Source organism: Streptomyces sp. NPDC052109 (assembly GCF_040680195.1).
Taxonomy (GTDB): domain Bacteria; phylum Actinomycetota; class Actinomycetes; order Streptomycetales; family Streptomycetaceae; genus Streptomyces.
Genome location: NZ_JBFAWF010000001.1, coordinates 895883 through 914843, shown reverse-complemented (window position 1 = coordinate 914843; position 18961 = coordinate 895883). Strand labels below are relative to the sequence as shown.

17 protein-coding genes and 1 pseudogene are annotated in these 18961 nt (G+C 70.8%); 10 read left to right on the top strand and 8 right to left on the bottom strand.

The annotated features are described in order from the left end of the window. Positions 1 to 49 precede the first annotated feature (49 nt). The 5 genes from AB0L59_RS04180 (at position 50) to AB0L59_RS04160 (ending at position 4149) form a co-directional block, all read left to right on the top strand. Entirely contained in the window at positions 50 to 556 is a 507-nt protein-coding gene (locus tag AB0L59_RS04180; RefSeq protein ID WP_365578956.1) for a pyridoxamine 5'-phosphate oxidase family protein, read from the top strand. A gap of 15 nt (positions 557 to 571) precedes the next feature. After that, positions 572 to 838 (top strand): hypothetical protein, encoded by a 267-nt coding sequence (locus tag AB0L59_RS04175; RefSeq protein ID WP_365578954.1) that lies wholly within the window; start codon positions 572 to 574, stop codon positions 836 to 838. A 110-nt stretch (positions 839 to 948) separates the two neighbouring features. Beyond that, entirely contained in the window at positions 949 to 1836 is an 888-nt protein-coding gene (locus AB0L59_RS04170) for an alkaline phosphatase family protein (RefSeq protein ID WP_365578952.1), read from the top strand. 1 nt (position 1837) lies between these two features. Then, entirely contained in the window at positions 1838 to 3133 is a 1296-nt protein-coding gene (locus AB0L59_RS04165; RefSeq protein ID WP_365578950.1) for an MFS transporter, read from the top strand. Further along, entirely contained in the window at positions 3130 to 4149 is a 1020-nt protein-coding gene (locus AB0L59_RS04160; RefSeq protein WP_365578948.1) for a TolB-like translocation protein, read from the top strand. The genes AB0L59_RS04165 and AB0L59_RS04160 overlap by 4 nt, the downstream gene beginning before the upstream one ends. 321 nt (positions 4150 to 4470) lie before the next feature. Here AB0L59_RS04160 and AB0L59_RS04155 read toward each other — a convergent pair whose 3' ends face one another. Then, the gene (locus AB0L59_RS04155; RefSeq protein ID WP_365578946.1) at positions 4471 to 5832 is read right to left on the bottom strand and encodes a glutamine synthetase family protein; all 1362 of its coding nucleotides are present in this window, start codon (positions 5830 to 5832) and stop codon (positions 4471 to 4473) included. A gap of 304 nt (positions 5833 to 6136) precedes the next feature. Here AB0L59_RS04155 and AB0L59_RS04150 point away from each other — a divergent pair. Further along, positions 6137 to 7338 (top strand): annotated as a pseudogene (locus AB0L59_RS04150) (globin domain-containing protein). Between the two features lie 9 nt (positions 7339 to 7347). Here AB0L59_RS04150 and AB0L59_RS04145 read toward each other — a convergent pair. Together AB0L59_RS04145 and AB0L59_RS04140 are read right to left on the bottom strand one after the other, a co-directional pair. Next, positions 7348 to 8154, bottom strand: coding sequence for a hypothetical protein (locus tag AB0L59_RS04145; protein ID WP_365578944.1), 807 nt, complete (start codon positions 8152 to 8154; stop codon positions 7348 to 7350). A gap of 45 nt (positions 8155 to 8199) precedes the next feature. Continuing rightward, positions 8200 to 8655: an Rrf2 family transcriptional regulator gene (locus AB0L59_RS04140; RefSeq protein WP_365578942.1), complete on the bottom strand. Its 456-nt coding sequence runs from the start codon at positions 8653 to 8655 to the stop codon at positions 8200 to 8202. A 152-nt stretch (positions 8656 to 8807) separates the two neighbouring features. Between AB0L59_RS04140 and AB0L59_RS04135 the strand changes: the two genes are divergently transcribed. The 3 genes from AB0L59_RS04135 to AB0L59_RS04125 all read left to right on the top strand — a co-directional run bounded on the left by AB0L59_RS04135 (position 8808) and on the right by AB0L59_RS04125 (position 12285). Continuing rightward, complete coding sequence (locus tag AB0L59_RS04135) at positions 8808 to 9476, top strand: DUF3105 domain-containing protein (RefSeq protein WP_365578940.1); 669 nt, start codon at positions 8808 to 8810, stop codon at positions 9474 to 9476. Then, positions 9476 to 10108, top strand: coding sequence for a DUF305 domain-containing protein (locus tag AB0L59_RS04130; protein WP_365578938.1), 633 nt, complete (start codon positions 9476 to 9478; stop codon positions 10106 to 10108). Before AB0L59_RS04135 ends, AB0L59_RS04130 begins: the two co-directional genes overlap by 1 nt. Before the next feature lie 233 nt (positions 10109 to 10341). Continuing rightward, a complete protein-coding gene (locus AB0L59_RS04125; RefSeq protein ID WP_365578936.1) occupies positions 10342 to 12285 on the top strand; it encodes a S53 family peptidase in 1944 nt (647 codons plus the stop codon). Here AB0L59_RS04125 and AB0L59_RS04120 read toward each other — a convergent pair. From AB0L59_RS04120 to AB0L59_RS04100, 5 genes are all read right to left on the bottom strand, one after another. Beyond that, positions 12216 to 12638 carry a Scr1 family TA system antitoxin-like transcriptional regulator gene (locus AB0L59_RS04120; protein WP_365578934.1) on the bottom strand — a complete coding sequence of 141 codons (423 nt, stop codon included), beginning with the start codon at positions 12636 to 12638 and terminating at the stop codon, positions 12216 to 12218. The two genes, AB0L59_RS04125 and AB0L59_RS04120, sit on opposite strands and share 70 nt — an antisense overlap. Positions 12639 to 12881: 243 nt before the next feature. Further along, complete coding sequence (locus AB0L59_RS04115) at positions 12882 to 14105, bottom strand: MFS transporter (protein ID WP_365579511.1); 1224 nt, start codon at positions 14103 to 14105, stop codon at positions 12882 to 12884. Between the two features lie 97 nt (positions 14106 to 14202). After that, complete coding sequence (locus AB0L59_RS04110; protein WP_365578932.1) at positions 14203 to 15252, bottom strand: endonuclease/exonuclease/phosphatase family protein; 1050 nt, start codon at positions 15250 to 15252, stop codon at positions 14203 to 14205. Between the two features lie 187 nt (positions 15253 to 15439). Continuing rightward, entirely contained in the window at positions 15440 to 16069 is a 630-nt protein-coding gene (locus tag AB0L59_RS04105) for a TetR/AcrR family transcriptional regulator (RefSeq protein WP_365578930.1), read from the bottom strand. Between the two features lie 79 nt (positions 16070 to 16148). Next, positions 16149 to 17735, bottom strand: coding sequence for an MFS transporter (locus tag AB0L59_RS04100; RefSeq protein WP_365578928.1), 1587 nt, complete (start codon positions 17733 to 17735; stop codon positions 16149 to 16151). 199 nt (positions 17736 to 17934) lie between these two features. Between AB0L59_RS04100 and panB the strand changes: the two genes are divergently transcribed. Next, positions 17935 to 18810 (top strand): 3-methyl-2-oxobutanoate hydroxymethyltransferase, encoded by an 876-nt coding sequence (panB, locus tag AB0L59_RS04095; RefSeq protein WP_365578926.1) that lies wholly within the window; start codon positions 17935 to 17937, stop codon positions 18808 to 18810. Positions 18811 to 18961 lie beyond the last annotated feature (151 nt).

Genomic DNA, 18961 nt, shown 5'->3' with positions numbered 1-18961 from the left:
CAGGGCCGGGGGTCTGCATTCGGGGGGCCACTTCGAGCTAGGAGGCATCATGGCGGAAACGCAGGGTCGGCTGGACCCCCGCTACAGCAGCGAAGGCACCTCGGCGCACCCGTGGTCCGATGCGGAGACGGTGCTGGAGAAGGCCGAGCTGTTCTGGGTCTCCACCGTGCGACCGGACGGGCGGCCGCATGTGACGCCGTTGCTGGCGGTGTGGCGGGACGGGGCGCTGCACTTCAGCACCGGGCCCGGTGAGCGCAAGGCGCTCAATCTCGAGCGGAATCCGCACGTCGTGCTGACCACCGGCGTCAACCGGTGGACCGAGGGCTACGACGTGGTAGTGGAAGGCGAGGCCGTGCGGGTGACCGAGGACGGGCGGTTGCGGGAGCTCGCCGCTGCCTGGGAGGAGAAGTACGGGGACTTCTGGCGCTACGAGGTACGGGACGGGTGCTTCTGGCACGGACCGGGACCCGCTTGTGTGTTCTCGGTGGCGCCGCGTGTGGTGTTCGGCTTCGGCAAGGGCGAGCCGTTCAGCCAGACCCGGTGGCGGTTCGCCTGACGAAGGCGCCGTTCCATGGACATGGCCCTGGAAGTGGTCGTGCTGCCGGTGTCCGGCGTCGGCTTTCATGTCGGCCTCGACGGCGAGGTGCTGGAGGGCGTGCGGGGGTTGCAGATACCCACGGGCACGCCGCGACCGGGGACGTACCACGGACCGCGGCTGTGTGGCCGCCTTCATGTACGCGGAACCCGAGGGGACGGGTGGGCCGTTCAGGAGTACCGGCGGCCGGCCACCGAGCCGCTGCACCGGGTACTGGCCGAACTCGCGCGGCAGAAGCAGTAGTTCATCTGGTTTTCACCGTCCCGGTTGGGCGCCGTGAGACGCGGGAATGTTGGCGTGTGCATGCTCTGTCCGCACCGCCAGCCCCGTCTCTCCCCCACCCGGAGGTTGATGTGTCCGGCAGTTCCGTGTACCGCCGTGCCCGCACCGTCGTGGCGTCCGCAGCGGCCCTCGCCGCGGCGGCGGCCGGGCTGTGGGCCGGGCTCGGCGAAGAGTCCGCGCACGCCGCGGGCGCCGTGCCGAGTCCGGACCACGTGGTCGTCGTGGTCTTCGAGAACCACGCGTACAGCCAGGTCATCGGCTCCTCCAGCGCCCCGTACATCAACTCGCTCAAGTCGCAGGGCGCCAACCTCACGCAGTCCTACGCCGAGACCCACCCGAGCCAGCCCAACTACTACGCCATGTTCTCCGGTTCGACGCAGGGCGTCACCGACGACAGCTGTGTCACTCCCGGGTTCTCGTCGGCCGCGAACCTGGCGTCCGAGGTGATCGCCGCCGGCCGCACCTGGGCCAGCTACAACGAGTCGCTGCCCAGCCAGGGTTCGACGACCTGCAGCAGCGGCAACTACGCGCAGAAGCACAACCCGTGGTTCGGGTTCAGCAACGTGCCGACGTCGACCGCGAAGACGTTCGCACAGTTCCCGACGGACTACTCGACGCTGCCGCAGGTCTCGTACGTGGTCCCGAACCTGTGCAGCGACATGCACGACTGCTCGGTGTCCACCGGTGACACCTGGCTGAAGAACAACCTGGGCGCCTACGCGACCTGGGCCAAGACGCACAACAGCCTGCTCGTCGTCACGTTCGACGAGGACAACCGGCTGAGCGGCAACCGGATTCCGACCGTGCTGTACGGGCAGCCCGTGACCGCCGGGTCGTCCAGCTCCACCACGTACAACCACTACGACCTGCTGCGCACCCTCGAGGACAGCCAGGGGCTGACCTCGCACGCGGGCAACGCGGCCTCCGCCAAGGACATCACCGGCATCTGGGCGTCCTGACGTGTACGTAGCGGACAGCCGCGCGAGTTCCCCCGGGCGCGACGACGCTCGCGCGGAGGGAGACCCCTCGGCGTCCGCGGACGGTGCCGTCCGGCCACTGGCCGGGCGGCGCCGCGCCGCGATCGCCCCGACCGTGCTCGCGCTCGGCACGGTCAGTCTGGTGACGGACGTGTCGTCCGAGATGGTCACGGCCGTGCTGCCCCTGTACCTGGTCACCGGGCTCGGCCTGTCCCCGCTCGGTTTCGGGCTGCTCGACGGCATCTACAACGGGTTCTCGGCGCTCGTACGACTCGTCGGCGGGCATCTCGCGGACCGGGGTGGCGGGCGGCACAAGTGGGTCGCCGGCTTCGGGTACGGCCTGTCCGCCGCGTGCAAGCCGTTGCTGCTGGTCGTGCACTCGCTGACGCCGATCGGTCTGGTGCTGGCCACCGACCGCACCGGGAAGGGGCTGCGGACCGCTCCGCGCGACGCGCTCATCTCCTTGTCCAGCACGCCTCAGACGCGGGGGCGGTCCTTCGGGGTGCACCGGGCCATGGACACGGCCGGGGCGCTGCTCGGACCGCTGGTGGCCTTCCTGATCCTGCGGGCCACCGTGGACGGCTACGACGCGGTGTTCACCGTCAGCTTCTGCGTCGCGGTGCTGGGCGTCCTGGTGCTGGTGCTGTTCGTGCCGGGCGGGCGTGGTGGCACCGTCGCGGACGAGCGGCCCACCCTGCGCGGTGCGGTGGGGCTGCTGCGGCGGCGCGGACTGCGGCGGATCACCGTCTGCGCGCTGCTGCTGGGCCTCGCCACGGTCAGCGACTCGTTCGTGTACCTGCTGCTGCAGCGGCGTCTCGGCGTACCGGACCGGTGGTTCGCCCTGCTGCCGCTCGGTACGGCCGCCGCGTTCCTGCTGCTGGCGGTGCCGCTCGGGCGGCTCGCTGACCGGGTGGGCAGGTGGGCGGTCTTCGTGGCCGGGCACGGGGCTCTGCTCGTCGCGTACGCGCTGCTGCTCACGGCGTGGCGGGGCACGGCTCTGCCGTACGCCGTCCTCGCCCTGCACGGCGCCTTCTACGCGGCCACCGACGGCGTGCTGATGGCGGCGGCCTCGGACGGAGTGCCCGAGGCGCTGCGCTCGTCCGGGCTGGCCCTCGTGCAGACCGGGCAGGCGCTCGCCCGGTTCGCCTGCTCGCTGCTGTTCGGCGCGGCCTGGACGGTGTGGGGCGACCGGGCGGCGCTCGCGGGGGCGGCGGTGGCGCTGGCCGTGTGTGCCGTGTCCTCGCTGACCCTGCGCCCGAAGGGGGTGTTGCCCGCATGACCGTACGCAACCGCGTCCTGATCCTGGTCGCGGCCGTCGCCGTGCTGACAGCGGTCGGGCTGGCGTCCGTCCTGCACGCCTCGGCCCGCGCCGACCGCCGCGACCAGGCGCAGGCGGGCGGGCCCCGCGTGACGCCGGGAACGGTGACGCTGACCGGGCACGGACGGATGGAGTTCCGGAACATGGCCTGGGGGCCGCACCGCGACGAGATCGTCAGCGTCCCGGCGTCCGACCCGTCGGGGCCGCGTACCGCCTCCGGCGTCAAGTGCCTGCGTTTCTACAGCGCTTCGGGCACCGGGGTGTGTCTGCAGTCCGTGCACGGGCCGGTCTCGGACACCTACCGCGCCCTGATCCTGGACGCGCGGCTGCACACCCGCGCCCGCTACGACGTCCCGGGCATCCCCTCCCGCGCACGGGTGTCCCCGACCGGCCACTACGCGGCATGGACGGCGTTCGTGGGCGGCGACTCGTACGCCGGCACGAACTTCTCGACGCGCACGGCGATCGTGGACACCCGCACAGGCAGGCTGATCCCGACCCTGGAGGCGTTCCGCATCCTCGAGGACGGACATGTCTATCACTCGGCGGACGTCAACTTCTGGGGCGTGACGTTCGCTTCGGACGACAACACCTTCTACGCGACGCTGGCGACGAAGGGCGGCACGTACCTCGTCCGCGGCGACCTGCGCACCCGCACGCTCACCACGCTCCACCCGAACGTCGAGTGCCCGTCCCTCTCCCCCGACGGCACCCGCATCGCGTACAAGAAGCGGGTCAAGGGCCTCCCGAAGGACGCCCCCTGGCGTCTGTACGTCCTGAACCTCAAGACGATGCGCGAGACGCCGCTGGCGGAGACCCGCAGCGTGGACGACCAGGCCGTGTGGAAGGACGTGCACACGATCGTGTACGCCCTGCCGGGCGACTACGGAGCGGACCTGTACGAGGTCCCGGCGGACGGCACGGGGAAGGGACGGCGCATCAGCAGCGCGGCGGTGTCTCCGGCCTACCTCGGCTGAGGGCGCGGCCGCGCGGTGCCTGAGCCGGCCACCGGGACCGCGTCGCGATGAGGCGGTGGGCAGCCGCGTCCGTACGGGCGAGGTCATGCGTCACCAAGCGGTCCTGGCACGGCCCGCGCAGGCCGGAGGCGAGCAGCGTGGCCCCGGCCCCCGCCTCAGTGTCCTGGCTTCCTGCCCGCACGAGACCCGGTGGCCCACCAGAAGCTGCCGCGGTCCGGTGTGGCCGGCCGTCACCGCCCTGCGATCGAGAACGGGACCGCGGCCTCACACCACCAGGTGCGTTGCGTGAGGCCGCGGTCCCGTCCGCACACCCTGGGCGCCTTACAGCACCGGCAGGTTCTTCCGCAGCTCGAACGCCGTGACCTCGGACCGGTACTCCTCCCACTCCTGCCGCTTGTTGCGCAGGAAGAAGTCGAAGACGTGTTCGCCGAGGGTGTCGGCGACCAGGTCGCTGCGTTCCATCAGGGTGAGCGACTCGCCCAGGTTCTGCGGGAGCGGTTCGATGCCCATCGCGCGGCGTTCGGCGTCGGAGAGGGCCCAGACGTCGTCCTCGGCGCCCGGCGGGAGCTCGTAGCCCTCCTCGATGCCCTTCAGGCCGGCGGCCAGCAGGACGGCGTAGGCCAGGTACGGGTTGGCGCCGGAGTCCAGGGAGCGCACCTCCACACGGGCCGAGCCGGTCTTGCCGGGCTTGTACATCGGGACACGGACCAGCGCGCTGCGGTTGTTGTGGCCCCAGCAGATGTACGACGGGGCCTCGCCGCCGGCGCCGGCCGTGCGCTCGGAGCCGCCCCAGATGCGCTTGTAGGAGTTCACCCACTGGTTGGTGACCGCGGAGATCTCCGCCGCGTGCCTGAGCAGGCCCGCGATGAAGGAGCGGCCGACCTTGGAGAGCTGGTACTCGGCGCCCGATTCGTAGAACGCGTTCCGGTCACCCTCGAACAGGGACAGATGGGTGTGCATGCCGCTGCCCGGATGCTCGGAGAAAGGCTTCGGCATGAAGGTCGCGTGCACCCCCTGCTCCAGCGCCACCTGCTTCATGACCAGCCGGAACGTCATGATGTTGTCCGCCGTGGACAGCGCGTCGGCGTAGCGCAGGTCGATCTCCTGCTGGCCCGGTGCGCCCTCGTGGTGGGAGAACTCCACCGAGATGCCCATCGACTCCAGCATGGTGATCGCCTGGCGGCGGAAGTCCATGCCGACGTTGGTCGGGGTGTGGTCGAAGTATCCCGAGTTGTCGGCCGGGGTGGGGCGGGTGCCGTCGAGCGGGCGGTCCTTCAGCAGGAAGAACTCGATCTCGGGGTGGGTGTAGAAGGTGAAGCCCAGGTCGGAGGTGCGGGCCAGGGCGCGCTTGAGCACGTACCTCGGGTCCGCGAAGGACGGCGAGCCGTCCGGCATGAGGATGTCGCAGAACATGCGGGCCGTGCCGGGGGTCTCCGCGCGCCACGGCAGGACCTGGAAGGTGGACGGGTCCGGCTTGGCGATCATGTCGGACTCGTAGACCCGGGCGAAGCCCTCGATGGCCGAGCCGTCGAAGCCGATGCCCTCGTCGAAGGCCTGCTCCAGCTCGGCGGGTGCCACGGCGACGGACTTCAGGAAGCCCAGCACGTCCGTGAACCACAGGCGTACGAACCGGATGTCGCGCTCCTCCAACGTCCGGAGCACGAACTCCTGCTGCTTGTCCATCTTCCGCTACCCCATCCTTGCTGGTCAGGCCGCCTGTCTCCGGTCACGCGGGAGGCGGTCGCGCACCTGAGCATCCCACCACAACACCATTTCATGCGCGTTGCGGACCTTGATCGCGGATGCGTCCCCGGTCTGAACGCCTCTCGTACGGCAGCTGTACTGCCATGTCGCCCATCTTGCCTGCTCGGACCGACATCCGTAATGGCCGGTTCGCCGACGGCGTGAGCGATGACACGCCCGTTTAATCTGCATCTCAGATGCAACTTTTCTCACGGTCGGATCAGTCGAGACGTGAGGAGTTCCGATGCTGTCCGAGCGGTCCGCGGCCACCGTCCGCGCCACCCTTCCCGCCGTCGGTGCGGCCATCGGCGAGATCACCGGGCGCTTCTACGCCCGGCTCTTCACCGCCCACCCCGAACTGCTGCAAGACCTGTTCAACCGCGGAAACCAGGCCTCCGGCGCCCAGAAACAGGCCTTCGCCGGCTCCGTCGCCGCCTTCGCCACGCATCTGCTGGAGCACCCGGACCAGCGGCCGGACGCCATGCCGAGCCGGATCGCCCACAAGCACGCCTCGCTGGACGTGGCCCCCGAGCACTACCCGGTGGTCCACGAGCACCTCTTCGCCGCCATCGCCGAGATCCTCGGCGAGGCCGTCACGCGGGGGGTCGCCGCCGCCTGGGACGAGGTCTACTGGTTGATGGCGAACGCGCTCGTCGCGATCGAGAAGCGGCAGTACGAGGAGAGCGGCGGCACCGAACGGCGGCCGTGGGAGGTCGTCGAGCGCATCGAGGAGACCGCGGACGTCGTCACCTTCCGGCTGCGGCCCGCCGACGGCGGCCCGGTGCGCGACTTCCGCGCCGGCCAGTACGTCTCCGTACAGGTCGAGCTGCCCGACGGCGCCCGGCAGATACGGCAGTACAGCCTGTCCGGGGCGCCCGGCGAGTCCCTCCGCCGGTTCAGCGTCAAGCGCGTGCGGGGCGACGGCGCGACGCCCGACGGCGCGGTCTCGAACCACCTCCACGCGCGCATGCGGGTCGGTGACGTCCTCGACCTCTCCGAGCCGTACGGCGACCTCGTCCTGGACGCCGACGCCGAGGCCCCCTGCTGCTCGTGCTGCTCGCCTCGGCCGGCATCGGTGTGACCCCGATGGCCGCGATGCCGGCCGACCTCGCGGTGGGCGGTCACCGCCGCCCCGTCACCGTCGGGCACGGCGACCGCTCCCCCGCCGACCACGCCCTGCGCACCGATCACGAGACCTACGCCGGCAAGCTCGCGGACGGGTCCGTGCACTTCTTCTACGAGCGGGACGCCGAGCCGGGCACGCGTACCGGCCTGGTCGATCTGGCCGGCCTCCCCGTGCGGCCCGGCACGCGCGCGTACCTGTGCGGTCCGCTGCCCTTCATGCGCGCCGTGCGCGCCCAGCTGGTCGAGCAGGGCGTGGCCCCGGCCGACATCCCCTACGAGGTGTTCGGCCCGGACCTCTGGCTCGCGCGGCAGGGCGGCTGACCGCTCCGGTCAGCCCTGGTCGCGCGCGCCCGCCCCCTTGCTCACCCGATCCATGAGCGGCTGCAGCTTGGGGGCCAGGTCCTGGAAGTCGGCGGTACGGCCGTCCGACCACTGGGCCATGCCGACCACCATCAGCCTGGAGCGGCCGGCGAAGGACTGCACCAGCCCGCTGTCCGCCAAAAGCGCCTTCAGACCGGATCCGGCGGGCGGCGTCAGGACCGGCACCTCGTAGTCGGTGGGGTGCGAGGCGAGGAACGTGACCAGGTGGATGGCGTCGAGCTGGTCCTTCATGCCGAAGGCGACGATCGTGTACCGGTCGTCCGACGCGTCCTTGTACAGGGCCCCGATCACGCCCCGGCAGCCCTTGCTCTTGTCGATCTCCGCGGCCAGGTTCGAGCCGATTCCCCCGGTGCAGTTCGGTCCGCCGGTCTGCATCACCTTGGTGTAGCCGGCGACCTGTGCCGGGAACGCCTGATGGGCGGTGACCATCGACGTAGCCGCCGTGGAGGGCTCCACAGAACTCTTCGGCTCCGCCGGCTCCGTCGGCCGCTGCGAGGGCGCGGTCGACGCGTGCCCCGGCGCCTCGCCCGCCGCCTGCTCGTGCCGCGTCCCGTGCCCCGCGCCCAGCCAGAAGCCCGCCCCCGCCACCGCGGCCACGGCGACGACGGTCACCGCCGCGAACGTCCGCCGTCGCGGCCGCCGCGCGGCGGCCTCGGGCTCAGCCGCGCTCGGCCGGGGCAGCCCCCTGCCCTTCTCGAACTCGCCGACGAACGCGTTCCACTGTTCGTCGTCCATCCCCTGATTCCCCTCCGTCACGCGGGCACCTTGAGGCCCACCGGTGAACGCGGGGGGTGCGAGCCGTCAACCGGTTTGCGGCCCCCGGGAGATGCCCAGCAGAAGGGGTCCCGTCGGGTCGGCGACGATCTCGGCGACCGTGACCGGGTCCAGCGCGGCGAAGAAGGCCTCGTGCGCCCGGCGCAGGGCACCGCGCAGCCGGCAGCCGGAGTTCAGCGGGCAGGGGCCCGTACCACCCGCCGTACCCTCGCAGTCGACCACGTCTCCGTCGCCCTCGAAGGTGCGCACCACCGCGCCCACCGATGCCGTACGGCCCTTGGCGGTGAGGGTGAGGCCGCCGCCCCGCCCGCGCCGGGCGTCGACCAGGCCCAGGTGCTGGAGTTCGGCGACGACCTTGGCGGCATGCGTGTACGGCACGTCCATGTCCGCCGCGACCTGACGCGTGGTGGGCGTGGCGTCGGCGGCCACCGCCAGTCGCATCAGGACGCGCAGGGCCAGATCGGTGGAGCGCAGAAGCCGCATATCGCGAGCGTAGGTAATGCGCATCGACGGTTCAAATTTTTCCGATGCCGCGCCTTTGCCGTGCCCTCCCTACGGAAGTCGCCCCGTTCCCCACTACGATCAGCGGGCCCCACCCTTCCCTATTCCGGCCCTTTCCCCCAGAAGGACACCTCATGGGTTCCGCCAAGAACAGCAGCGCGGCGCGCAAGGCGCGCATTGAGGAGATGCGTCGCGCGGAGCGTACGCGCGAGCGCCGCAACCGCGTGCTCACCATCGCCGCGAGCGTGGTGGTCGTCGCCGGCCTCGTGGTCGGCGGTGTGGTCCTCGTGAACTCACAGTCCGGCGGCAAGAAGGACACCGCGAGCGACTCCAAGAACTCCGGCGACTCCGGGCACTGGATCACCGGCAAGGACGGCGTGAGGACCTGGTCCGGCAAGTTGTCGCGGACGCACGTGCAGACCAAGGTGTCGTACCCGATGCACCCGCCGGTCGGCGGCAACCACAATCCGGTCTGGGCGACCTGCGACGGCACCGTCTACACCAAGCCGCTGCAGGACGAGAACGCGGTGCACTCGCTGGAGCACGGCGCGGTCTGGGTGACGTACACCGGCAAGGCCAAGAAGGCGGACGTCGACGCGCTCGCGGCGAAGGTGAAGAAGACGCCTTACTCGCTGATGAGCCCGTACGAGAACCAGGCGGCGCCGCTGGTCCTGTCGGCGTGGGGCCACCAGGTGACCGTCAAGAGCGCGGACGACCCCGAGGTGAACAAGTTCTTCGCCGCCTACGTCCAGGGCCCGCAGACCCCGGAGCCGGGCGCCGCCTGCACCAGCGGGGCGATGTAGTGAGGCGGCGGCACATCGGCTGGATCGCGGGAGCCGCGGCGGCGGTGCTCGTCGCGGCCGGCGCGGTCACGTACGCGGTCGCCGAGGACTCCGGCGGGGCGGGCACGAAGACGCCGGGCGCGGAGTCGGCGGACGCGGGGTTCGCGCGGGACATGGCCGTGCACCACCAGCAGGCCGTCGAGATGTCGTACATCGTCCGGGACCGCACGAAGAACGCGGAAGTGCGGCGGCTCGCCTACGACATCGCGCAGACGCAGGCCAACCAGCGTGGCATGCTGCTGGGTTGGCTCGATCTGTGGGGCCTGCCCAAGGTGTCGGCGAAGCCGCCCATGACCTGGATGGGCATGGGCGACATGCCCGAGCGCGGGGACGGCTCGCTGATGCCGGGCATGGCGACGAACACCGAGCTGAAGAAGCTCCAGACGCTGAACGGCAAGCAGGCCGAGATCCTCTACCTCCAGCTGATGACGGACCATCACAAGGGCGGGATCCACATGGCCGAGGGCTGTGTCGCCAAGTGCACCGTCGGGGTGGAGAAGCGGCTCGCGCAGGGGATGGTCGACGCGCAGCAGTCGGAGCTTCAGGTGATGTCCCAGATGCTCAAGGAGCGGGGCGCGAAGCCGCGTTCGTGAAAGTCTCCGGGGAGTTCCGTTACGGAACCGTGAGAGACGAAAGGGGCAATTCGCCCCACATGACGGGCACTTGAGCTTCTCTTGACCTTTTCGTTCCCCTGGCATGAACGGTTCATCGAAAGAGTGGCCCCCATCGTGTGATCCATTCGTCGGCCGAACCGCCGCGGGCCGGCGCGCGGACCGCATGACGTACCAGCCACTACATGCATGCGAACCGCATCGCAGGGGGTTCTATGAGATCCAACCGCGCCAAGCTGCGCGCCGTGAGCATGGCAGCAACTCTGCCCATGGTCGCCGGCGCGCTGGCGCTGGGCATACCCGCGGCACACGCCGCGGACAGCCCCGCCCGTGAGGCACTGAAGGGCACCAAGCCGCTGTGGGCCACGGCCAAGGCGGACAAGGGCGCGACCGCGAACAGCGCCCAGGTGAACGCCCGGGTCTACTTCGCCGGCAAGGACGCGGCGGGCCTCGCCGCCTACGCCAAGGCCGTGTCCGACCCGAGCTCGCCGCTGTACGGCAAGTACCTGAGCGCCAAGAAGGCGCAGGCCGCCTTCGGGGCCACCAAGGCCCAGGTGGCCGCCGTCAAGTCCTGGCTGACGTCGGCCGGTCTGAAGGTCACCGAGGTCACCCAGCACTACGTCGCCGTCTCCGGTGACGTCGCCGCCGCCGAGAAGGCGTTCGGCACCCAGCTGCACAACTTCGCCAAGGGCTCCAAGACCTACCGCGCACCCGCGCAGACCGCGTCGGTGCCGGAGAGCCTCAAGGGCACCGTCCTGACCGTCACCGGCCTGGACAGCGCCCCGCACAAGGCGAACCACGACGACCAGCTGCCGCCGCCGGACGCCGTGTTCAAGAACGCCGGGCCGTTCTCCTCGTACTACGGCTCGAACACCGCGAGCACGCTGCCGGACGCGTACGGCCAGAAGATCCCGTACGCGATCAAGGGCTACACCGGCAAGCAGCTGCGCGCCGCCTACGGTGCCGGCACCTACACCGGCAAGGGTGTCCGGGTCGCCATCACCGACGCCTACGCCTCGCCGACCATCGCCTTCGACGCGGGCAAGTACGCGGTGAAGAACGGTGACGCGGCCTGGAAGACCGGCCAGCTGCACCAGGTGCTGCCGAAGAACTACACCAAGACCCAGGAGTGCGGCGCGGCCGGCTGGTACGGCGAGGAGACCCTCGACGTCGAGGCCGTGCACGCGGTGGCTCCGAACGCCGACGTCACGTACGTCGGTGCGGCCTCCTGCTACGACGACGACCTGCTCGACTCGCTCAGCAAGGTCGTCGACAACCACCTGGCCGACATCGTCTCCAACTCGTGGGGCGACATCGAGGCCAACCAGACCCCGGACCTCGCGGCCGCCTACGACCAGGTCTTCCAGCTGGGCGCGGTGCAGGGCATCGGCTTCTACTTCTCCTCCGGTGACAACGGCGACGAGGTCGCCCACACCGGCACGAAGCAGGTCGACACCCCGGCCAACTCCGCCTGGGTGACCGCGGTCGGCGGTACGTCGCTGGCGGTCGGCAAGGGCGACAAGTACGCGTGGGAGACCGGCTGGGGCACCGAGAAGGCCTCGCTGTCGGCCGACGGCAAGAGCTGGACCAACTTCCCCGGCGCGTTCACCTCGGGCGCGGGCGGCGGCACCAGCAGCACGGTCGCCGAGCCATACTACCAGAAGGGCGTCGTCCCGGACTCGCTCGCCAAGGCCAACAACGCCGCCGGCAACCGCGTCGTCCCGGACATCGCGGCCATCGCCGACCCGAACACCGGCTTCCTGGTCGGCCAGACCCAGTCCTTCCCGGACGGCTCGCAGCAGTACAGCGAGTACCGCATCGGCGGCACCTCGCTCGCCGCTCCGGTGATCGCGGCGGTCCAGGCGCTGGCCCAGGAGGCGCGCGGCGGCAAGGCGATCGGCTTCGCCAACCCGACGATCTACGCCAAGTACGGCAAGCAGGGCGTCTTCCACGACGTCACGGACAACCCGACGGGCTCCGGCCTGGCGGTCGCCCGCGTGGACTTCGCCAACGGCTTCGACGCGGCGGGTGGTCTGCTCTACTCGGTCCGCAGCCTCGGCAAGGACAGCTCCCTGTCCGCGGTCAAGGGCTACGACGACGTGACCGGCGTGGGCTCGCCCGCGGGCGGGTACGTCGCGTCGTACGCGAAGAAGCACTGACGCTCCGCTGAGCGGTGGGGGCGTGGGGTCCTGGTGACCTCACGCCCCCTTCGGCGGTCCAGGCGGTGGGAGCGAGGAGAAGGGCGGGCCCCCGGGGACCTGTGAGTCGATCCGGTTGCTCGGCATCTCCGTAACCGGCGGGCGCGGGCGGGTCGGGCGGTCACCTTCTCCTCGGCCCACTCGTCGAAGGCCGCGGGATGGGCCGACCGGACCAGCGTCCGAGCGTACGAGGCGGTCTGGAGCAGCCCGGGGAAGACGCCAGGCGACCACGGCGCGCTGGACTCCGCGCGCTTCTGCGCCTCCGGGGCCTTCTCGAAGTGCGCGGCATGCGGCCCCCTCCGAGCCTTCCGCACATCCTCGCGGTTCCGCTGGAAGAACCCTCACAGACGACGCAGGAGGCGGGAATCGGCAGATTCGGGCCACGCCCAGCCGCCTCCCCGGGCCTCTTGAGTGGCGCGCCCTCAGTAGCCGGGGCGACGGCCCAACCGTCACTCCCCGGGCTCGGCCCGCAGCAGCCGGCCCCTCACCCCCGCCTCTCGGCCGACCGCGTCGGATGGGCGGGTGGGCGTCGGGTCCAGGAGGCGCAGCACCGTGGGTCAGTGGTGCAGTGCGCCCGACTCCTCCGGCAAGTGCAGGGCCACCAGCCTCTCCCGCCCCGTCGACAAAGTCGCCCGGCGCCGGTCCACCGCGTACGCCACGCTCGCCACGCCCAGCCCCAGCACCGCCAGCATCGCCCCGGCCAGCGCCGGGGACGTCGCGCCGAAGCCCGCCGCGAGGGCCAGCCCGCCGATCCACGCGCCGCCGGCGTTCGCCAGATTGAACGCCGCCTGGTTGGCGGAGGAGGCCAGGGAGGGGGCCGCCGCGGCCTTCTCCATGACCATCAGCTGCAGCGGGGAGCCGGTGATGAACGCCGCCATGCCCAGCAGGGCCACCGCGAGCGCCGCGCTCCACTGCGCGCGCATCAGCAGCGGGAACAGCACCAGGACGAGCCCGAGCGAGGCCAGGCCGCCGAACAGGGTTCGGCGCAGGGAGTGGTCCGCCAGGCGGCCGCCCAGCAGGTTGCCCGCCGTCGCACCCACGCCGAAGAGGGCCAGGAGCAGCGTCACGTTCGACTCGGCGTAGCCCGCCGCGTCCGTCAGCATCGGGGTGACGTAGCTGTAGGCCGCGAAGAGCGCGCCGAAGCCCGCCACCGTCGTACCGAGGGCCAGCCAGACCGGCAGGGAGCGCAGGGCGGCCAGTTCGCCACGCAGGCCGACCGCGGAGGCGGCGTGCGCCCGGTCGTGGGGGATCAGGAGGGCCAGCGAGGCGATCGCCGCCAGGCCGATCACGCTCACCCCCAGGAACGTCGCTCGCCAGCCGAGGTGCTGGCCCATGAGCGTGGCCACGGGGACGCCCGCGACGTTGGCGACGGTCAGGCCGAGGAACATCAGCGACACCGAGCGGGCCTTGCGCTCCGGCGGGACCATCGCCGTCGCCACGACGGCGCCCACGCCGAAGAACGCGCCGTGCGGAAGGCCGCTGAGGAAGCGGGCCGCCAGCAGGGAGTCGTTGCCGGGGGCGAACGCGGAGAGCGCGTTGCCGGCCACGAACAGCGCCATCAGCGCGATCAGGACCGTACGGCGGGACATGCGGGCCGTGAGCGCGGCCAGCAGCGGGGCGCCGATGACGACGCCCAGCGCGTACGCCGAGACCAGGTGCCCGGCGGCGGGGATCGAGATGTGCAGGTCGTCCGCGACGTCGGGCAGCAGGCCCATCATCACGAACTCGGTCGTACCTATTCCGAAAGCGCCGACGGCCAGAGCGAGCAGGGCCAGGGGCATGAAGGGCCTGTGCCTTTCCATGGGAGAGAGCGGAGTTCCGTGGCAAGCCTATGTTCAGCTACGGAACAAAGCCTCTCAGGCCCGGTATTCCAAGGGGTTACGACGACGTGTCCAGCTTCACACGAGCAGCCACCGGCAGGTGGTCGCTGCCGGTGCGCGGCAGCGTCCAGGAGCTCTCCGGCTCGATGCCCCGGACCATGATCTGGTCGATCCGCGCCATCGGGAACGAGGCCGGCCAGCTGAACCCGAAGCCGCTGCCCACCGCGCCCTGCGTGGAGCGCATCTGGGAGGTGACCGCGTTCAGCGAACGGTCGTTCATCGTACCGTTCAGGTCGCCGAGCAGGACGACCCGCTTCAGGGGCTCGTCGGCGATGGCCTCACCGAGCGCGTCGGCGCTCGTGTCGCGCTGCCGTGCGGTGAAGCCGGCCTCCATCTTCACCCGCACGGAGGGCATGTGGGCGACGTACACCGCGATCGGGCCCTCGGGGGTCGTCAGGGTGGCGCGCATCGCCCGCTTCCAGCCGAGCTTGATGTCGACGGCCTCGACGTCGCTCATCGGGTACTTGCTCCACAGGCCGACCGTGCCGACGACCGCGTGGTACCTGTACGTCGGCGCGAGCGCCTTCTCGTAGACCGCGACGGCGGTGCCCGGGACCTCCTCCAGCGCGAGGACGTCGGCCCCGGAGGCGGCCACGTCGCGGGCGGTCCCGGCCGGGTCGGGGTTCTCGGCGTTGACGTTGTGGGTCGCGACCATCAGGTCACCGCCCGCGCCCGTCTTGTCGGTGAGCAGCCCGCCGAAGAGGTTCAGCCACACGGTCGCCGGGAGGAGCACGGCGATCAGCGCGGTCGCCGACCTGCGCAGCAGACCGAGAAGCAGCAGCACCGGGATCGCGAGGCCCAGCCAGGGCAGGAACGTCTCGGTGAGGCTGCCGAGGTTGCCCACCTGGTTCGGGATGCGCGAGTGCAGCAGCATCACCAGGGCCAGGAGCAGAGCCAGCACCGCCAGGACGATGCCGCGGCGCCAGATACGGGGATCGCCGCGCCACCCGGCGAAGAGCCGGTGCAGCAGGCGCCGAAGCCGGGATCCAGGTCGCTCGGGCCCCGAGCCGCCGTCCGCCGTCTCCGTCATGTACGCCTGCTGCGCCATACCGTCTGCCTCACTGCCTGCCGTGCACACCGTCGTTCCCCCGTGTTCTTCCGACCCTAGGGGATGATCGGTCCTGTTCCCGCCGTCCCATGACGGCCGTACGGAAGACGAGGACGAACGGGGCAGGGCGGCGAGTTCCGTCCACCCCGGGACGCGTGGGGTCTGTGACAAAACGCGCACATGAGTGCTACGAGGCTGTCGAGCTGACGGGTCGTAGGCCTTCCAGGACCGTGTCGACGATCTGTTCCGCCAGGTCCTCGGGCAGATCGGCGTCGGGGCGCATGATGCTGCGCACGAGCATGGGGCCGACGAACATGTCGTTGGCCAGGTCCAGGTCGACGTCCGGCCGCAGTTCGCCGTTCTCACGCGCCCGGCGCAGCACCTCCATGGCGAGGGCGCGGCGGGGCGCGACGACGCTGGCGTGGTACTCCGACCAGATCCTGGGGCTGTGCTTCATCTGTGCGTACACGTTGTGCAGGATCGCCGAGGAGCGGCTGGCGAGACCGCGCTGGCGAAGGGACTCCAGCAACACGACGAGGTCGTCGCGCAGGGAGGTGCCGGGGAGCTCGGGGTCGGGGGGTTCGGCGGCGCGTACGACGTCGACGAACAGCTCCTCCTTGCCGCTCCAGCGGCGGTAGATGGTGGCCTTGCCGACTCCGGCCGTGCGCGCGACGCGCTCGATGGAGAGTTCGGCGAGCGGTACGCCGTCCTCCAGGAGCTTCATCACGCCTTCCAGAATGGCCCGTTCCACGGCCTCGCTGCGGGGTCGCCCCCGCGCGGGCCCGTCCGGTCGCGGCCGGCTTTCGGCAAGGCTCACGTCGTTCCGTCCTCTCACTGCGCTGCGGGCATTGTCCCGCAGCGACCTCCTTCCCCCGTGCGGCCGCGGTCGGTTCGCGTCAGTCCGCGACCGCGACCAACTCCGTTTCCTTCTCGCCCCCCTGGGCGGCCGGCGGCCTGCCCGGCAGGAACAGGGCCGTCACCACGGCGCCGATGAGCGCGATGCCCACCCCGCACAGGGCGGTGACGTGCATGGCGTGCAGGAACGCGTCGTTGGCGGGGGTGACCAGGGCCTTGCCCCGGGGGCCGAGCCTGCCGGCGATGCCGAGGGTGGCCTCGATGGACTCGGCGGCCTTGTCGCGCAGCGCGGGCGGCAGCATGCCGAGCTTGTCCTGGATGCCGTTGCGGTACGAGGTGGCGAGCACCGAGCCGAGCACGGCGATGCCGAGCGCGCCGCCGACCTGGCGGAAGGTGTTGCTGAGCGCGGAGGCGGAGCCGGCCTTCTCGCGCGGCAGCGCCTGCATGATGACGACCGAGGTCGGCGTCATGATGTGCGCCATTCCGGTGCCCATGAGGAAGAAGACGACCTCGAGGATCCAGATCGGCGTGTCGGCCTCGAAGGTGGCGAACGCGGCCAGCGTGGCGGCGATCAGCACCAGGCCGGCGGTGGTGGTGGCCTTGTTGCCGAACCGGTCGACCAGCAGCCGGGCGCGCGGCGCGAAGATCAGCTGGGCCAGGGCGAGCGGCAGCATCAGCACACCGGACTCCAGCGGGGAGTACCCGCGCACGCTCTGGGTGTAGAAGACGCCGAAGAACGTGACGCCCATCAGCGCGAAGAAGACCAGCGCGATGGCGCTCATGGCGGCCGAGAAGACCTTGTTCTTGAAGTAGGTGACGTCCAGCGAGGGGTGGTCGCTGCGCCGCTCGAAGACGACGAAACCGGCGAGGACCACGAGACCGGCGATGATGGTCGCCAGCACCTTGGCGTCGGTGAAGTCGGCCAGTTCGCCGCCCTTGATGATGCCGTAGACCAGCAGAACGAGGCCGACGACGGACAGGACGACGCCGACGGGGTCGAGGCGGCCGGGCCGGGGGTCGCGGGAGTCGGGCACCAGCCAGGCCATCAGGACCAGCGCGACGATCACGATCGGCACGTTGACGAAGAAGACCGAGCCCCACCAGAAGTGGTCGAGGAGCGCGCCGCCGGTGATCGGCCCGATGGCGATGGCGAGGCCGACGCCGCCCGCCCAGATACCGATGGCCTTGGGCTGCTCCTCGCGCTCGAAGACGTTCATCAGGACGGCGAGGGTGGCCGGCATGACGAACGCGGCACCGAGGGCCATCAGGGCGCGGTAGGCGATCAGCTGCCCGGGCGAGCCGGACTCGGCGGCCAGGGCGGAGCCGATGCCGAACACGGCGATGCCGCCGAGCAGCACCTTCTTGCGGCCGAGGCGGTCGCCCACGAGGCCGGCGGTGAACAGCAGGCCGGCGAAGACGAGGGTGTAGGCGTTGATCGCCCACTCGATCTGGCCCTGGCTGGCACCGAGGCCGACGGGCGCCGGGGTGGAGATGGTCTTGATGGCGACGTTCAGGATCGAGTTGTCGAGCACCACGATGAGCAGGCTCAGCATCAACACACCGAGGATCGCCCAGCGGCGGCGGTCCACCGCTTCCGGTATCCGGGGGGCAGGGACGGGACTTGTCATGTGTTCGATCGTATGGTCATTTCAATACGGAACCGTCTCGTATCTGAATTCCTTTACCGAGGCCTTACACAGCTCGGTCTCAGCCAGGTAGGTGGATCACAGGGGGTACCCCTGGCCCTGAATGGCACGAGGTGCCACCATGGAGGCGATCCGGGGACGCCGTCAGGGCGCCTCGAGATGACTTGAAGGAGCCGTTGCCATGACGCAGCTTCCGGCTGCCCAGACTGTGCAGAACGGGCCCTCCGACGGCAGCAAGGCGCTGTACGGGGGGAAGGGCACCCGCCGCATCACCGTCCGCGACATCACCCTCGCCAAGGACCGGGGCGAGAAGTGGCCCATGCTCACCGCCTACGACGCGATGACCGCGTCCGTCTTCGACGAGGCCGGGATCCCGGTGATCCTGGTCGGCGATTCGGCGGGCAACTGCCATCTCGGGTACGAGACGACCGTGCCCGTCACCCTCGACGAGATGACCATGCTGTCGGCGGCCGTGGTCCGCGGCACGCAGCGCGCCCTGATCGTCGGTGACCTCCCCTTCGGCTCCTACCAGGAGGGCCCGGTGCAGGCGCTGCGCTCGGCGACCCGGCTGGTGAAGGAGGCCGGGGTCGGCGCGGTCAAGCTGGAGGGCGGCGAGCGGTCGCACGAGCAGATCCGGCTGCTGGTCGAGTCCGGCATCCCGGTCATGGCCCACATCGGCCTGACCCCCCAGTCCGTCAACGCGATGGGCTACCGCGTGCAGGGGCGCGGCGAGGAGGCGGCCCAGCAGCTGCTGCGCGACGCGAAGGCCGTGCAGGACGCGGGTGCCTTCGCCGTCGTCCTGGAACTGGTCCCGGCGGAGCTGGCGGCCGAGGTGACACGGGTGCTGCACATCCCGACGGTGGGGATCGGCGCCGGTCCGGAGACGGACGCGCAGGTGCTGGTCTGGACCGACATGCTGGGGCTGACCTCGGGCCGGGTCCCGAAGTTCGTCAAGAAGTACGCGAACCTGCGTGAGGTCATGGGCAACGCGGTGAAGGAGTTCGCCCAGGACGTGGTCGGCGGAACGTTCCCGCTGGAGGAGCACTCCGTCCACTGAGCCATTGCGGCAACACCGGGCAGCCCGCCGATCTTCCCCCGTCGGCGGGCTGCCGCTTTGTGTGGGCTGCCGCCCCTGCGGGCTTCGTCCCCCAGCGGCGTCGGTATGGCGTCGGTGGGCTGTCGGTGGCTTGTCGGTGGTTTGTCGGCAG

What these genes read in the sequence shown, in the direction of transcription:
- AB0L59_RS04135 (WP_365578940.1), top strand. Translation starts at nt 8,808, where the DNA reads ATGGGTTCCGCCAAGAACAGCAGCGCGGCGCGCAAGGCGCGCATTGAG.
- AB0L59_RS04155 (WP_365578946.1), bottom strand. Translation starts at nt 5,832, where the DNA reads ATGGACAAGCAGCAGGAGTTCGTGCTCCGGACGTTGGAGGAGCGCGAC.
- AB0L59_RS04125 (WP_365578936.1), top strand. Translation starts at nt 10,342, where the DNA reads ATGAGATCCAACCGCGCCAAGCTGCGCGCCGTGAGCATGGCAGCAACT.
- AB0L59_RS04100 (WP_365578928.1), bottom strand. Translation starts at nt 17,735, where the DNA reads ATGACAAGTCCCGTCCCTGCCCCCCGGATACCGGAAGCGGTGGACCGC.
- panB (WP_365578926.1), top strand. Translation starts at nt 17,935, where the DNA reads ATGACGCAGCTTCCGGCTGCCCAGACTGTGCAGAACGGGCCCTCCGAC.
- AB0L59_RS04175 (WP_365578954.1), top strand. Translation starts at nt 572, where the DNA reads ATGGACATGGCCCTGGAAGTGGTCGTGCTGCCGGTGTCCGGCGTCGGC.
- AB0L59_RS04115 (WP_365579511.1), bottom strand. Translation starts at nt 14,105, where the DNA reads ATGCCCCTGGCCCTGCTCGCTCTGGCCGTCGGCGCTTTCGGAATAGGT.
- AB0L59_RS04160 (WP_365578948.1), top strand. Translation starts at nt 3,130, where the DNA reads ATGACCGTACGCAACCGCGTCCTGATCCTGGTCGCGGCCGTCGCCGTG.
- AB0L59_RS04140 (WP_365578942.1), bottom strand. Translation starts at nt 8,655, where the DNA reads ATGCGGCTTCTGCGCTCCACCGATCTGGCCCTGCGCGTCCTGATGCGA.
- AB0L59_RS04110 (WP_365578932.1), bottom strand. Translation starts at nt 15,252, where the DNA reads ATGGCGCAGCAGGCGTACATGACGGAGACGGCGGACGGCGGCTCGGGG.
- AB0L59_RS04180 (WP_365578956.1), top strand. Translation starts at nt 50, where the DNA reads ATGGCGGAAACGCAGGGTCGGCTGGACCCCCGCTACAGCAGCGAAGGC.